Genomic DNA, 14,108 nt, shown 5'->3' on the forward strand with positions numbered 1-14,108 from the left:
GCGCAGAATGGCGCTATCGGCGGCGCCGTGCAACAAAGTTTCAGCGCCCGCCACTCCCGTGACGAGCGCTGAACTTATTCAGGAATTTTCAGTTCGGGCCCCGGCGCAGTGCACCGGGGCTTAGTGCATCGCCGTGCTGCTGAGCTGCTGCTGGATGCTCTTGAAGTGGTCGAGCCGGGCGATGGCTTGATCGAGCTCGTTGCCTTCGTGCTCCTTCAAGCCCTCTTCCATCTCCGAGATGGTCGCGGCGAACTGCGCGCGGTCGAGCTCGGCCAGCGAGGTCGCGACGTCGGCGAGTACGGTCAGGCCCTTCTCGGAGACTTCGGCGATACCGCCGAGCACGATGATCTTCTCGTGCTTGCCGCCGGTGGTCACGGTGAGAATGCCGGGCCGGATCGCGGCCACGACCGGCGCGTGTCCCGCCAGCACGCCGAAGTCACCTTCGACGCCGGGGATATCGACCTGGTCGACCTCGCCCGAGAAGGCGAGCTTTTCCGGCGAGACGAGATCGAAGTGGAAGGTGGCCATTGGAAACCTGCGAATGGTGAGTAGCGAATTGCGAATGGAGCGGGAGCGGCGCGACTATTCGCTACTCCCTGCTCGCCCTTCGCAGCTTAGGCCGCCTCGGCCGCCAGCTTCTTGCCCTTCTCGATCGCCTCTTCGATGGTGCCGACCATGTAGAAGGCGGCTTCCGGCAGGTGGTCGTACTTGCCTTCGCAGAGGCCGCGGAAGCCCTTGATGGTGTCCGCGAGGTCGACGAACTTGCCGGGCGAGCCGGTGAAGATTTCGGCGACGTGGAACGGCTGCGACAGGAAGCGCTCAATCTTGCGGGCGCGGGCCACCGTCAGCTTGTCCTCTTCCGAAAGCTCGTCCATGCCGAGAATGGCGATGATGTCCTGCAGCGACTTGTAGCGCTGCAGCACCTGCTGGACCTGACGCGCGGTGTCGTAGTGCTCCTGGCCGACGACGAGCGGCGAGAGCATGCGCGAGGTCGAGTCGAGCGGGTCCACCGCCGGATAGATGCCCTTTTCCGAGATCGCGCGGTTCAACACCGTGGTGGCGTCCAAATGCGCGAACGAGGTCGCGGGCGCCGGGTCGGTCAAGTCGTCGGCCGGAACGTAAATGGCCTGCACCGAGGTGATCGAACCCTTCTGCGTGGTGGTGATGCGCTCCTGCAGCGCGCCCATGTCGGTGGCGAGCGTCGGCTGGTAACCCACGGCGCTCGGGATACGACCGAGCAGCGCCGACACTTCAGAGCCGGCTTGGGTGAAGCGGAAGATGTTGTCGACGAAGAACAGCACGTCCTGGCCCTGGTCGCGGAAGTGCTCGGCGACGGTCAGACCGGTGAGGCCGACGCGGGCGCGAGCGCCGGGCGGCTCGTTCATCTGGCCGAACACCAGCGCGCACTTCGACTTGACGCTCGGATCCGGATTATGCGGATCGGCGTTGACCTTGGACTCGATGAACTCGTGATAGAGGTCGTTGCCCTCGCGGGTACGCTCGCCGACGCCGGCGAACACGGAGTAACCACCGTGCGCCTTCGCGACGTTGTTGATCAGCTCCTGAATCAGCACGGTCTTGCCGACGCCGGCGCCGCCGAACAGGCCGATCTTGCCGCCCTTGGCGTAGGGCGCGAGCAAGTCGACGACCTTGATGCCGGTGACGAGAATTTCAGCTTCGGTCGACTGGTCGGTGTAGCTCGGCGCTTCCTGGTGGATGGCGCGCATGCCTTCGGACTGGATCGGACCGGCTTCGTCGATCGGCTCGCCGATCACGTTCATGATGCGCCCGAGCGTGCCTGCACCCACCGGAACCGAGATCGGCTGACCGGTGTCGGTCACTTCCTGGCCGCGGACCAGACCTTCGGTCACGTCCATCGCGATCGTGCGCACGGTGGACTCACCGAGATGCTGTGCAACTTCCAGCACGAGGCGGATGTTGCCGTTCCTGGTTTCCAACGAATTCAGAATGGCCGGCAGATGGCCTTCGAACTGAACGTCGACGACGGCGCCCATGACCTGGGTGACGCGACCGACCTGGGTAGCTGCTGTAGCCATGAAGCTCTCCTTCGAAATTCTTTACTTGAACGACCGTCGTTTGGTTCGTGCGTCAGACCGCCTCGGCGCCGGAGATGATCTCGATCAGCTCCTTGGTGATCTGGGCTTGACGGGTTCGGTTGTAGATCTGGGTTTGCTTGCGGATCATTTCGCCGGCGTTGCGGGTGGCGTTGTCCATGGAGCTCATCTGCGCGCCATAGAACGAGGCGTTGTTTTCCAGCAGCGCACGGAAAATCTGCACCGCGATGTTCCGCGGCAACAGGCCGGAGAGGAGTTCGTCTTCCTCCGGCTCATAGTCGTAGGACGTCGACGGCGCGGTCGCCGCCTTTTCTTCCACGGTCAGCGGAATGATCTGCTGCGCGGTCGGGACCTGGGCGATCACCGACTTGAACTGCGCGTAGAACAGCGTGCAGACGTCGAATTCGCCGTTATCGAAGCGGGCCAGCACCTTCTTGGCGATGTCGTCCGCGTTGACGAAGCCGAGCTGACGAACGCCGCGCAGGTCGAGATGCTCGACGATCTGCTTGTCGTACAGGCGGCGGAGCTGCTCGTAGCCCTTGCGGCCGACGCAGAAGAATTTGACTTCCTTGCCCTGCGCCAACAGCGCCTGGGCGCGCTCGCGCGCGAGGCGCACGATCGAGGAGTTGAACGCGCCGGACAGACCACGCTCGCCGGTGCAGACCAGCAGTAGGTGAACCTGATCCTTGCCGGTGCCGGCCAGCAGCACCGGGGCGCCGGGCGAACCGGCGGCAGCGCTGGCGATGTTGGAGATCACCGCGCTCATCTTGTCGGCATAGGGCCGCGCCGCCTCGGCCGCTTGCTGGGCGCGGCGCAACCGGGACGCCGCGACCATCTGCATGGCCTTGGTGATCTTCTGCGTCGCCTTGGTGGAGGCGATGCGGACGCGCATGTCTTTAAGTGACGCCATTCTTCGTTCACCCCGGCGGTTCGACCCCTTGGATCAAGCCGCTAGCCTATCCCAGTCGTCATGCCCGGGCGTGTCCCGGGCATCCACGTCTTCGTTTCCATGCAGTGAGGCACGGAAGGCCGGGACAAGAAGCCCGGCCTTGCGACCGTTCTCTTATGCGAAGCTCTTGGCGAAACCTTCGACCACCGACTTCAGCTTGGCGGCGGTGTCGTCGGAGAGATCGCGGCTGTCGCGGATCGCGTTGAGGATCTCGACGTTCTTGCCGCGCAGCAGCGACAACAGACCGTCCTCGAACGCGCGCACCTTGTTGACCGGCAGCGGGTCGAGATAGCCGTTGGTGCCGGCCCAGATCACGCAGACCTGCTCTTCCATCTTCAGCGGCGCGAACTGCGGCTGCTTCAGGAGCTCGGTCAGACGCGAGCCGCGATTGAGCAGGCGCTGGGTCGAGGCGTCGAGGTCGGAGCCGAACTGCGCGAACGCCGCCATTTCGCGGTACTGCGCGAGCTCGCCCTTGATCTTGCCGGCGACCTTCTTGGTGGCCTTCGTCTGTGCCGAGGAGCCGACGCGCGACACCGACAGACCGACGTTCACCGCGGGGCGAATGCCCTGGAAGAACAGGTCGGTTTCCAGGAAGATCTGGCCGTCGGTGATCGAGATGACGTTGGTCGGAATGTAGGCCGACACGTCGTTGGCCTGGGTTTCGATGACCGGCAGCGCCGTCAGCGAGCCCGAACCCTGGTCCTTGTTCAGCTTCGCCGCGCGCTCGAGCAGGCGGGAATGCAGATAGAATACGTCGCCCGGATAGGCTTCGCGGCCCGGCGGGCGGCGCAGCAGGAGCGACATCTGGCGGTAGGCGACGGCCTGCTTGGACAAATCGTCATAGATGATGACGGCGTGCATGCCGTTGTCGCGGAAGTACTCGCCCATGGTGCAGCCGGTGAACGGCGCGATGTACTGCATCGGTGCCGGATCCGACGCGGTGGCGGCGACGATGATCGAATATTCGAGCGCGCCCTGCTCTTCCAGCACCTTCACGAACTGGGCAACCGTCGAGCGCTTCTGGCCGATCGCGACGTAGACGCAATACAGCTTGATGTTCTCGTCCGGCTGCGCGTTGAGCGGCTTCTGGTTGAGGATGGTGTCGAGCGCGATCGCGGTCTTGCCGGTCTGACGGTCGCCGATGATCAGCTCGCGCTGGCCGCGGCCGATCGGGATCAGGGCATCGATCGCCTTGAGGCCGGTCGCCATCGGCTCGTTCACCGACTTGCGCGGAATGATGCCGGGCGCCTTGACGTCGACGCGCATGCGCTTGTCGGCCTGGATCGGGCCCTTGCCGTCGATGGGGTTGCCGAGCGCGTCGACGACGCGGCCGAGCAGGCCCTTGCCGACCGGCGCGTCCACGATGGCGCGGGTGCGCTTGACGGTCTGACCTTCCTTGATCTCGCGGTCAGCGCCGAAAATAACGATACCGACGTTGTCGGTTTCGAGGTTCAGCGCCATGCCGCGGGTGCCGTTCTCGAATTCGACCATTTCACCGGCCTGGACGTTATCCAGACCGAAAACGCGAGCGATACCGTCGCCGACGGACAGCACCTGTCCGACTTCGGAGACTTCAGCTTCCTGGCCGAAATTCTTGATCTGGTCCTTGAGGATCGCGGAAATTTCCGCGGCGCGGATGTCCATCAGCCTGCCTCTTTCATCGCGTGCTTGATCGAATTGAGTTTGGTGCGAAGCGAGCTATCGATCATTCGGCTGCCAAGCTTGACCACGAGGCCACCGATGATCGAGGGATCGACCTTCACGTTGAGCGCGACGTCCTTGCCGGTCACCGACTTCAGGGCAACCTTGAGGGCGTCGAGATTCTTGTCCGAGAGCGCCTCCGCCACGGTGACGTCGGCCGTCGCCTCGCCCTTGAACTTGGCGACCAGGGCGCGATAGGCGCGGATGACGTCAGCCACCGCGAACAGGCGGCGGTTGGCGGTCAGCACTTTCAGGAAATTGGCGGAGATGCCGGCGATGCCGGCCTTGTCCAGCACGGCCGAGAGGGCTCTGGACTGGGCATCGGCCGCGAACACGGGGCTGCGGACGAGGCGCTTCAGATCGGCGCTTTCGTTCAGCATGCCCTCGAATTTTTCGAGATCGGCTTTGACCTCGTCGACCACTTTCTGGTCGCGGGCCAGTTCAAACAAGGCCGTTGCATAACGGCCCGACACACCGGAAACGGACGTATCTTCTGCAGCCACAGACGTGCTCTTTTTGCTGTCAAACTCGCAAGGGAAAAACCGTCGCCACGAAGCGGCGCCTAGCGATCCAAGCCCTTGGAATTCAAGCGGGACTTCGATTTTCGACCCCGCACGGAAGTGCCGGGCTCGTTAAAATCGCGGCTTTGCTAACATAGCAGGCGCGCACGTGCAACATGACGCCAAATTAAAGGCATGACGTTCTGTCGCCAGTTCGTCGCACTCCACGACGACGCGACGACGACCTTGCCATGCCGCGGAATTGCCACAGCGCTTAAGCCCAACCCTGAGCCGAGGCCGGCGATTGGTTCCTGCCCTCAGCGCATAGCCGCCATGAACACGGATCGCTGAGGCGTGATTCCAGCCCTCCCGGCTCCACTCGCCGAATACTTTCTGAATTCTAAATGCGGAAAGCGATGACTTCGTTTTACAGTATTCGCGAGTAATATAGAGGTTAACAAACTGCTAAATTCCAATATTACGGAATGTCGGCCGAATATCCCTGCCGGTAACAAGATATTACACAGCGACACAGAACGGATTTACTGCCCAATTCACGCCTCATTAGGAATCGAAACGCGATCCCGCTCGCAAACTTACGGGGGCTCCACTTGCCACATATGTGGCAATACTAGCTTAGGGACCAATATATGCTTTGTTTGAAGACGCTGGGCTCAGTGACCCGGCCGCGTAAGGCGATCGCCTTTGTTGCCGCAACTCTTCTCATCGGGGGAACTGCCACCGAAGCTTCCGCCAAATCCCGCCATCACCATCGCTATTCCCACCATCATCACCGCCACCACGCCCAGACCGATGCCAACACGACCTCCGATTGGCGTAACGCCAATGCATCGATGACGCCGTCGCAGGGCACCGGACGTTCCTTCTCCGGCATGGCTTCCTTTTACGGGAACGAGTCCGGCAGCAGGACCGCCTCCGGCCAGCGCTTCAACCAGAACGCCATGACCGCGGCGCACCGTTCACTGCCGTTCGGCACCAAGCTGCGTGTCACCCATGGCGGCTCGAGCGTCATCGTCACCATCAACGACCGTGGCCCGTTCATCCGCGGCCGTGTCCTCGACCTCTCCACGGGCGCTGCCCGTGCCATCGGCCTCACCGGCGCCGGCGTCGGCCGCGTCACTGCCGAAGTCGTCTCCTAAAGCGCGACGCCTGAAACAAGCTCGCCGTCTTGGGGGACGGCGGGCTTTTTGTTTGTTCTTCCGCCGTTATTGCGAGGAGCGGAGAGACGAAGCAATCCAGACTGCCTCCGTGGAGGGATTCTGGATTGCTTCCGCCTTCGCTAAAGCTTCGGCGGACAAGTCGCTGCGCTCGCAATGACGGGGAGTTTTGCAGCTCACAAAAAGCTCTGCGGATCGACGTCGACTTCGAGCTTTTGATTGCCCTTCGGCTTCGGGCATGCGGCAAGCCAGTTGCGCAGATAATCCGACAGGTCGAAGCCGCGCGCCGATTTCACCAGGATGCGGAAGCGGTAGCGGCCCTTGATGACCGCGAGCGGGGCTTCCGCCGGGCCCAGCACCACAACGCGTTCGTCGCGCGGCGCGAGCGCAACGAGGTGGCGGCCAAAGCCTTCGGCGCTCGGCCGGTCGCCGGCGGAAATGATCAGGCTCGCGAGCCGCCCGAACGGCGGATAGAGCGTGCGTTCGCGCAAATCGATCTCGCTATCGTAGAACGCTTCGCGGTCGCAGGCGATCAGCGCCTTCATCACGGGATGATCGGGCTGGTGGGTCTGGAGATAACCGATGCCACGGCCCTGCTCGCGCCCGGCGCGGCCGATCACCTGGTTGAGCAACTGCCAGGTGCGCTCGGAGGCGCGCGGATCGCCATTGGACAGGCCGAGATCCGCATCGACCACGCCCACCAGATTGAGCCGCGGAAAATTGTGGCCCTTGGCGACGAGCTGGGTGCCGATGATGACGTCGACGCGGCCCTCCGCGATGTCGTTCAGCTCGGAGCGCATCGTCTCGATCGAGGTGATGAGATCGCTCGACAGCACCATGGTGCGGGCCTCCGGGAACAGCGCCGCCGCCTCCTCCTGCAAGCGCTCGACGCCGGGCCCGACCGCGACCAGCGATTCCTCCGCCGCGCAATGCGGACAGGTTTGCGGGCGCGGCATCGAGAAGCCGCAATGGTGACAGACGAGGCGCTGGCGGAAGCGGTGATCGACCAGCCAGGCATCGCAGATGGTGCAGGCGAAGCGATGGCCGCAGGCGCGGCACAGCGTCAACGGCGCATAACCGCGGCGATTGAGGAACAGTAGCGCCTGCTCGCGCCGCTCGATCGCGGTCCTGATCTCGGACGCCAGCCGCGGCGAGATGAAGCGGCCGCGCGCCGGCGGCTCGCGGCGCATGTCAATGGCCTCGATATGTGGCATGTGCTGGCCGCCGAAGCGCGACGGCAGAGCGATGCGCTGATAGCGGTTCTTGCGCGCATTGACCTCGGATTCGACCGACGGCGTCGCCGACGCCAGCACGATCGGAACCTTTGCGATATGCGCGCGCACCACCGCCATGTCACGGGCGTGATAATGCACGCCCTCGTCCTGCTTGTAGGCTTGGTCGTGCTCTTCATCGACCACGATGAGGCCGAGATTGGCGTAGGGCAGAAAGAGCGCCGAGCGCGCGCCGACCACAACCGGCGCGCTGCCCTCGGAGATCGCCGCCCAATTGCGCGCGCGGGTGCGCGGCGTCAGCTCGGAATGCCATTCCAGAGGGCGCACGCCAAAGCGCTGCGCGAAGCGATCGAGGAACTGGCCGGTGAGCGCGATCTCCGGCATCAGGATGAGCGACTGTTTTCCGCGGCGGATCGCCTCGGCGACGGCTTCGAAGTAAACCTCGGTCTTGCCCGAGCCGGTGACACCGTCGAGCAGCGCGACGTGAAAGCTGCCGTTGGCGGCGAGTGCGCGCATGGCATCGACCCCGGCGCGCTGAAGCGGCGAAAAATCCGGCCGGCTGAAATCCGGATCTGGGGCCGGCGGCGGCGGAGGCGGGGGCATCGGCTCGACCGAGAGCGTTCCTTCGTCGACGAGGCCGTCGATCACGCCGGCCGAAACCCCGGCCTCTCTGGCCGCCTCGGACTTGCCGTGCAGCAGCCGGTCCGACAGCACCTCGATCAGGCGCTGCCGCGCCGGCGTCAGACGTTTTGGCGGATCGCCGACCAGGCGCACGCCGGCGCGCACCCGCTCGGGGCCGAGGTTTTCGCCCATCCGCAGGCACATGCGCAGCACCATGCCGCGCGGGCTCAACGTGTAATTGGCGATCCAGTCCACGACCGCACGCAGCTCGGGCTTCAACGGCGGGATGTCGAGCTTTTCGCTGACCTCCTTGAGGCGGTTGTGCAGGCGCGGATCAGGATTGGCGTTTTCGGCCCAGACCACGGCGAGCACCTCGCGCGGGCCGAGCGGCACGCCAATAATATCGCCCGCCTTCAGCTCCATTCCGCGCGGCACCTTGTAGGAATAGGTCTGGTCGAGCGCGACCGGCACCAGCACGTCGACCATGCGGGTCGCGTTGGCGGAGACGGCGTTGCTGCGCGACGTGTGATCCATGGAGGGGGAATCGGAACCCGGGGGCTTCAAGGCTAGCGCCCTGAGGCGGCCTTAGCGAACGATAAACGAGTGTGATGCGATATACTGAGTGGAATCACCACGTCCAGAGCGCATGAGCAAAGCGGCCGCCCCACAAATCGAGCTCGCCAGCGCCGATCCTGACATCGCGCGGGAGATGACGCGCTGGCTGTCGCATCTCGGCGCGGAGCGGCGGCTGTCGCCGAAGACGCTGGAAGCCTATGCCCGCGATTTGCGGCAGTGCCTGATTTTCCTCTGCGGCCATTGGGGCGAGCGAGTGACGCTAAAGCGTTTCGCCGCGCTGGAGGCCACCGATATCAGAGCCTTCATGGCGATGCGCCGCGCCGACGATATTGCCGGCCGCAGCCTGATGCGCGCGCTCGCGGGCCTGCGCTCGTTCGGCCGCTTTCTCGAGCGCGAAGGCAAGGGCAAGGTCGGGGCGCTCTCGGCGATCCGCGCGCCGAAAGTCGCAAAGAGCCTGCCCAAGCCGCTGCCGATGGCGTCGGCCAAACGTCTTGCGGACGCCGACGAGCGCGCCGGCGAGGACCGCGAGACCTGGATTCTTGCGCGCGACGCCGCCGTGATGGCTCTCCTCTACGGCTCAGGCCTGCGCATCTCCGAAGCGCTGGGGCTGACGCGCCGCGAGGTCCCGCGTCCCGGTGAAGGCGACGTGCTGATCGTGACGGGCAAAGGCAACAAGACCCGCATGGTGCCGGTGCTCCAGAACGTGCTCGCACTGGTGCAAGAATACGTTTCCATGTGCCCGTATCCGCTGCCGGCGGAGGGGCCGATCTTCGTCGGCGCACGCGGCGGGCCCTTGAGCCCGCGCATCATCCAGCTCGCGATGGAGCGGCTGCGCGGCGCGCTCGGCCTGCCCGACAGCGCCACGCCGCACGCGCTCCGGCATTCCTTCGCCACGCACCTGTTGTCACGCGGCGGCGATTTGCGCGCGATCCAGGAATTGCTCGGCCATGCCTCGCTCTCGACCACGCAGATCTATACCGGCATCGATGCCGAGCGGCTGCTGGAAGTCTATGCCAGCGCGCATCCGCGCCGATAGCGGCTCAGTTGGCGAGATACTCGATATCGTAGACGTAGTTCGAGCCGCGCCCGACCTCGACGCGGACCATCGGCCTGAACGTCTCCAGCCGCTCGTACAGCGGCGCCGTGACCTTCACCGGTTGGCCCGCGATGCGAACGAGATAGTCCGCTTTGCGGCGGCTACCTGACCTCCACGCACGATCGACACGGCCTTCGATCACAAGGCGGGACGTCAGGTGATCGAGAAACAGCATTCGTCCGGCATACCATGCAAGACCGCTGCCGAGCAGCACGATCAGGATCATCGAGGCGAACGCCTTCGCCTGGTCACGCCATGAGCCGTACAGCGGAGGTTGTCGCAGCTGCGAGCCGACGATAATCAGGCCCAGAACAACGAGGCCGACATGGACGTCGTTGACTGCGATGATCGAGCTCTTGTCATAAAACCGCAACAGGCCGATGTAGGTCAGGCCAAGCGCGAGGACAATCTTGCCGACGAACGGAAAGGCCGCGGTGTTGCGGGCCTTCAGCAGCGCAAGCGCGGATGCGAGGATGGAAGGCCAGACGCAGGCTGCGATGAATTCCGCTGTGGTCATGGGACAGGACTAGATCAGCCCCGACGCGAAACCCTTAATTGCAACGGCCATCGCGGCTTGCCACTTGCGCCCGTCGCGCAGTTCGGTCAATCGTTGGTAAACAGGCAGGAGGGATTTATGAGCGCACATGAAAGCATGGAGCATGCCGAGCACGCCGAACACGCGTCCGGCTCGAACAAGAAGATCGCGCTCCTGATCGCGGTTCTGGCGCTGTTCCTGGCGATCTCCGAGACGCTCGGCAAGGGCGCCCAGACCGAATCGATCAGCAAGAACGTCGAGGCCTCCAACCTCTGGGCGTTCTTCCAGGCCAAGAGCATCCGCCGCACCGTGGTGCAGACCATGGCCGACCAGGGCAAGCTCATCCTCGGCGCGGCGAGCGACGAGGCCAACAAGGTGGCCGTGCAGAAGCAGATCGAGGACTGGCAGAAGACCGCGCAGCGCTACCGCTCCGAGCCGGAGACCGGCGAAGGCACCGAGCAGCTGGCCGAAAAGGCCAAGCACGCCGAGCATGAGCGCGACGAGGCGACTGCGAAATATCATCACTTCGAGCTGGCGTCCGCCGCCTTCCAGATCGGCATCGTGCTGGCCTCAGCCACCATCATCACCGGCATGCTGCCGCTCGCCTGGATCGCGGGCCTGCTGTCGCTTGCCGGACTTGGGATGACCATGCTCGGCGCATGGTCGCCGCATCTGCTGCATCTGCATTGAGGCTCGTAGCCCGCATGAGCGCAGCGACATGCGCGCTGTCATGCCCCGGCTTGACCGGGGCATCCAGTACGCCGCGGCTTCTCCGTAGCCATTGCCGTCTCTGGAATACTGGATCGCCCGGTCAAGCCGGGCGATGACAGCGAGTCTGCGGTGAGGCTTCACCGCGCTTCGTGCACGCTCTTGCGAAAGCGCTGGATCAGGCGGAGCGTGCGGGAGGACCAGCCTTCGCCGTTGCCGGCGATCAGCTCCTTGATGCGTCGCTTGACCGGATCGACCAGCTCGGCGGCCTTGGCACGCAGCTTCAGCACCAGATCATAGAGCCGCTCGAACCACGCCATCTCCATCAGCTTGTCGCGCGTCACGTCGAACACGAAGGCGGTGACGCCGACCCCGAGCAGCTTTGCGAACACGATGGTGAAGACCGCGCTGGTCCAGTATTCGTGCGTGAGCAGCCACAGGCCAACCAGCTTGAGCGGAAACAGCGGGACGATCGGTACAGCGAACACGATCAGCGTCATCGCTGGCGACAGCGCATCGACGCGGTCCGACAGCCATTGCTTGAACCGCGCAAGCGGGACGATTGCGACAACCCGCGCGACGATCGGTTCGAGATGGTCCCACAGCCAGGCTTCGATCAGGAAGATGATCGCAAGCAGGACCCAGACCGGTTGAAGCAGGCGGCGTAGCATGTGTTTCCCGCCCGATTCGGCGCTGGGCGCGACCTACATATGGATGGCCCGCTTGCCGACTGCAAGCGCGGCTTCCTTGATGGCCTCGGAGCGCGTCGGGTGCGCGTGGCACGTGCGCGCGAGATCCTCCGCGCTGCCGCCAAACTCCATGAGAACGGCTGCCTCATGGATCATTTCGCCGGCTTCGCGGCCGATAATGTGCACGCCGAGGACGCGATCGGTCTTCGCATCTGCGAGAATCTTCACAAAGCCGTCGGTGGTCTGGTTGACCTTGGAGCGCCCGTTGGCGGTAAAGGGAAACTTTCCGACCGTATAAGCCACGCCCGCCTGCTTCAGCTCCTCCTCGGTCTTGCCGACGGAGGATACTTCCGGCGTGGTATACACGACGCCTGGGATAACATCGTAGTTCACGTGGCCGGCCTGCCCGGCGATGATCTCGGCAACCGCGACGCCTTCATCCTCGGCCTTGTGCGCGAGCATCGGGCCCGCGACGACGTCGCCGATGGCATAGACGCCCTTCACGCTGGTGGCGAAATGCGGGTCGATCTGCACGCGGCCGCGATTGTCGAGTGCAACACCGGCTTCCTTCAGGCCGAGCCCCTCCGTGTACGGCACACGGCCGATACAGACGAGAACGACGTCGGCCTCCAGCGTCTCGGCAGCGCCCCCCGCGGCGGGCTCGATCGTCGCCTTCAGCGTCTTGCCGGAGGTGTCCACGCCCGTGACCTTGGCACTGAGCTTGAAGGCAAAGCCCTGCTTCTCCAGGATGCGCTGGAATTGCTTGGCGATCTCGCCGTCCATGCCGGGCAGGATGCGGTCGAGGAATTCGACGACGACCACTTCGGCGCCGAGACGGTGCCAGACCGAGCCGAGCTCGAGGCCGATCACGCCGGCGCCGACGATCAGCAACTTGCCGGGGACCTTGTCCAGCGACAGCGCACCGGTCGACGACACGATGCGGGTCTCGTCGATCTCGATGCCCTTGAGCCGCGCGATGTCCGAGCCGGTGGCGATCACGATGCTCTTGGTTTCGACGACCTGCGACTTGCCGTCGGCGGAGATCTCGACCTTGCCGGTGCCGAGAATCTTGCCGGCGCCCTTGAGCACGTCGATCTTGTTCTTCTTCATCAGGAACTCGACGCCCTTGACGTTGCCGTCGATGCCCTGCTGCTTGAAGTTCATCATCGCAGGCAAATCGAGCTTCGGCGCGGAGACGCTGACGCCCATCTTGGCGAAGGAATGCCCGGCCTCCTCGAACATTTCGGAGGCATGCAGCAGCGCCTTCGACGGCATGCAGCCGACATTGAGGCAGGTGCCGCCGAGCGTCGCGTTCTTTTCCACCACGGCGACTTTCATGCCGAGCTGCGCTGCACGCACCGCGCAGACATAACCGCCCGGTCCGGTGCCGATGACGACGAGATCGTAGGTAGCCATGAGAGAAAGTCCCGTAAGTTTAGCGTTGAAGGATGTGTCAGCGTCCGCGCGGCGCGTCAGCGTCCGCCGGACACATCGAGAATGGCTGAGGTAACGTAGGAGGCATCGTCCGACATCAGCCAGACGATGGCATTGGCGACTTCATCGGCCGTACCGACGCGCTTCATCGGCACCATATGGGCCAAGCGATGGGCGCGGTCGGGCTCACCGCCGGCAGCGTGGATTTCGGTGTCGATCAGGCCGGGGCGGATGCCCGCGACGCGAATGCCCTCGCCGGCAACCTCATAGCCGAGGCCGATGGTGAAGGAATCGATCGCGCCCTTGGACGCGGCATAGTCGACATAGGTGTTCGGCGCGCCGAGCTTGGCCGCAACCGACGACAGATTGACGATGACGCCGCCCTGGCCGCCATGCCTGGTCGACATCCGCTTCACGGCTTCGCGCGCGCAGAGGATGGAGCCGGTGACGTTGACCGCCATCACACGCTGGATGCGCTCGGCCGACATCTCGTCGACGCGCACGCCGCTGGTCCCGACAATACCGCCATTGTTGACGAGCGCGCCGAGCGTGCCGAACGCGTCCGCGGCCTTGAACAGCGCCAGGATGTCGCTTTCCTCGGCGACGTCGCATTTCACCGCGATGGCCTTGCCGTTGCTGGCCGCGATCTCGGCGACCACCTCATCGGCGGCCGTCTTGTTGCTGGCATAGCCGACAACGATCCGGAAGCCGCGTGCCGCGGCGGCAATTGCGGTCGCACGGCCGATGCCGCGGCTGCCGCCGGTGATGACAACGACTTTATCCGTCACGCGCGCCTCCATAGTTCGACACGCGC

General features: G+C 64.4%; 13 protein-coding genes. 3 read left to right on the top strand and 10 right to left on the bottom strand.

Going from position 1 to position 14,108, the window contains the following annotated elements; translation table 11 throughout:
* Positions 1 to 120: 120 nt before the first annotated feature.
* From IVB36_RS07570 to IVB36_RS07590, 5 genes are all read right to left on the bottom strand, one after another.
* Positions 121 to 528 carry a F0F1 ATP synthase subunit epsilon gene (locus IVB36_RS07570; RefSeq protein WP_018459845.1) on the bottom strand — a complete coding sequence of 136 codons (408 nt, stop codon included), beginning with the start codon at positions 526 to 528 and terminating at the stop codon, positions 121 to 123.
* 86 nt (positions 529 to 614) lie between these two features.
* Positions 615 to 2,057, bottom strand: coding sequence for a F0F1 ATP synthase subunit beta (atpD, locus tag IVB36_RS07575; RefSeq protein ID WP_007598896.1), 1,443 nt, complete (start codon positions 2,055 to 2,057; stop codon positions 615 to 617).
* A gap of 52 nt (positions 2,058 to 2,109) precedes the next feature.
* The gene (locus IVB36_RS07580) at positions 2,110 to 2,985 is read right to left on the bottom strand and encodes a F0F1 ATP synthase subunit gamma (protein ID WP_026233891.1); all 876 of its coding nucleotides are present in this window, start codon (positions 2,983 to 2,985) and stop codon (positions 2,110 to 2,112) included.
* Between the two features lie 153 nt (positions 2,986 to 3,138).
* The gene (gene atpA / locus IVB36_RS07585; RefSeq protein ID WP_018459843.1) at positions 3,139 to 4,668 is read right to left on the bottom strand and encodes a F0F1 ATP synthase subunit alpha; all 1,530 of its coding nucleotides are present in this window, start codon (positions 4,666 to 4,668) and stop codon (positions 3,139 to 3,141) included.
* Entirely contained in the window at positions 4,668 to 5,228 is a 561-nt protein-coding gene (locus tag IVB36_RS07590; RefSeq protein WP_027566412.1) for a F0F1 ATP synthase subunit delta, read from the bottom strand. Before IVB36_RS07590 ends, atpA begins: the two co-directional genes overlap by 1 nt.
* A 647-nt stretch (positions 5,229 to 5,875) precedes the next feature.
* Here IVB36_RS07590 and IVB36_RS07595 point away from each other — a divergent pair.
* On the top strand, positions 5,876 to 6,385 hold the full coding sequence (locus IVB36_RS07595; RefSeq protein ID WP_026233889.1) for a septal ring lytic transglycosylase RlpA family protein: 510 nt from the start codon (positions 5,876 to 5,878) through the stop codon (positions 6,383 to 6,385).
* A gap of 194 nt (positions 6,386 to 6,579) precedes the next feature.
* Here the strand turns inward: IVB36_RS07595 and IVB36_RS07600 are convergent, their stop codons facing one another.
* On the bottom strand, positions 6,580 to 8,790 hold the full coding sequence (locus tag IVB36_RS07600; protein WP_018459840.1) for a primosomal protein N': 2,211 nt from the start codon (positions 8,788 to 8,790) through the stop codon (positions 6,580 to 6,582).
* A 112-nt stretch (positions 8,791 to 8,902) separates the two neighbouring features.
* On the opposite strand from IVB36_RS07600, the gene IVB36_RS07605 reads away from it, so the two are divergent.
* Entirely contained in the window at positions 8,903 to 9,868 is a 966-nt protein-coding gene (locus IVB36_RS07605; RefSeq protein WP_018459839.1) for a tyrosine recombinase XerC, read from the top strand.
* Positions 9,869 to 9,872: 4 nt separating this feature from the next.
* On the opposite strand, the gene IVB36_RS07610 is transcribed toward IVB36_RS07605, so the two are convergent.
* Positions 9,873 to 10,445: a hypothetical protein gene (locus tag IVB36_RS07610; protein WP_018459838.1), complete on the bottom strand. Its 573-nt coding sequence runs from the start codon at positions 10,443 to 10,445 to the stop codon at positions 9,873 to 9,875.
* A gap of 117 nt (positions 10,446 to 10,562) precedes the next feature.
* Between IVB36_RS07610 and IVB36_RS07615 the strand changes: the two genes are divergently transcribed.
* Positions 10,563 to 11,153 carry a DUF4337 domain-containing protein gene (locus IVB36_RS07615; RefSeq protein WP_026233888.1) on the top strand — a complete coding sequence of 197 codons (591 nt, stop codon included), beginning with the start codon at positions 10,563 to 10,565 and terminating at the stop codon, positions 11,151 to 11,153.
* Between the two features lie 158 nt (positions 11,154 to 11,311).
* On the opposite strand, the gene IVB36_RS07620 is transcribed toward IVB36_RS07615, so the two are convergent.
* Genes IVB36_RS07620 through IVB36_RS07630 form a run of 3 tightly spaced genes read right to left on the bottom strand, consistent with a single transcriptional unit; the run spans position 11,312 to position 14,082 of the window.
* Positions 11,312 to 11,842, bottom strand: coding sequence for a hypothetical protein (locus tag IVB36_RS07620; protein WP_018459836.1), 531 nt, complete (start codon positions 11,840 to 11,842; stop codon positions 11,312 to 11,314).
* Positions 11,843 to 11,875: 33 nt separating this feature from the next.
* Entirely contained in the window at positions 11,876 to 13,276 is a 1,401-nt protein-coding gene (gene lpdA, locus IVB36_RS07625) for a dihydrolipoyl dehydrogenase (RefSeq protein WP_018459835.1), read from the bottom strand.
* Between the two features lie 56 nt (positions 13,277 to 13,332).
* Complete coding sequence (locus tag IVB36_RS07630) at positions 13,333 to 14,082, bottom strand: SDR family oxidoreductase (RefSeq protein ID WP_026233887.1); 750 nt, start codon at positions 14,080 to 14,082, stop codon at positions 13,333 to 13,335.
* Positions 14,083 to 14,108 lie beyond the last annotated feature (26 nt).

Source organism: Bradyrhizobium sp. 35 (genome assembly GCF_023073215.1).
Classification (GTDB): domain Bacteria; phylum Pseudomonadota; class Alphaproteobacteria; order Rhizobiales; family Xanthobacteraceae; genus Bradyrhizobium; species Bradyrhizobium canariense_D.

What these genes read in the sequence shown, in the direction of transcription:
- IVB36_RS07610 (WP_018459838.1), bottom strand. Translation starts at nt 10,445, where the DNA reads ATGACCACAGCGGAATTCATCGCAGCCTGCGTCTGGCCTTCCATCCTC.
- IVB36_RS07620 (WP_018459836.1), bottom strand. Translation starts at nt 11,842, where the DNA reads ATGCTACGCCGCCTGCTTCAACCGGTCTGGGTCCTGCTTGCGATCATC.
- IVB36_RS07600 (WP_018459840.1), bottom strand. Translation starts at nt 8,790, where the DNA reads ATGGATCACACGTCGCGCAGCAACGCCGTCTCCGCCAACGCGACCCGC.
- IVB36_RS07580 (WP_026233891.1), bottom strand. Translation starts at nt 2,985, where the DNA reads ATGGCGTCACTTAAAGACATGCGCGTCCGCATCGCCTCCACCAAGGCG.
- lpdA (WP_018459835.1), bottom strand. Translation starts at nt 13,276, where the DNA reads ATGGCTACCTACGATCTCGTCGTCATCGGCACCGGACCGGGCGGTTAT.
- IVB36_RS07570 (WP_018459845.1), bottom strand. Translation starts at nt 528, where the DNA reads ATGGCCACCTTCCACTTCGATCTCGTCTCGCCGGAAAAGCTCGCCTTC.
- atpA (WP_018459843.1), bottom strand. Translation starts at nt 4,668, where the DNA reads ATGGACATCCGCGCCGCGGAAATTTCCGCGATCCTCAAGGACCAGATC.
- IVB36_RS07595 (WP_026233889.1), top strand. Translation starts at nt 5,876, where the DNA reads ATGCTTTGTTTGAAGACGCTGGGCTCAGTGACCCGGCCGCGTAAGGCG.
- IVB36_RS07615 (WP_026233888.1), top strand. Translation starts at nt 10,563, where the DNA reads ATGAGCGCACATGAAAGCATGGAGCATGCCGAGCACGCCGAACACGCG.
- IVB36_RS07605 (WP_018459839.1), top strand. Translation starts at nt 8,903, where the DNA reads ATGAGCAAAGCGGCCGCCCCACAAATCGAGCTCGCCAGCGCCGATCCT.
- atpD (WP_007598896.1), bottom strand. Translation starts at nt 2,057, where the DNA reads ATGGCTACAGCAGCTACCCAGGTCGGTCGCGTCACCCAGGTCATGGGC.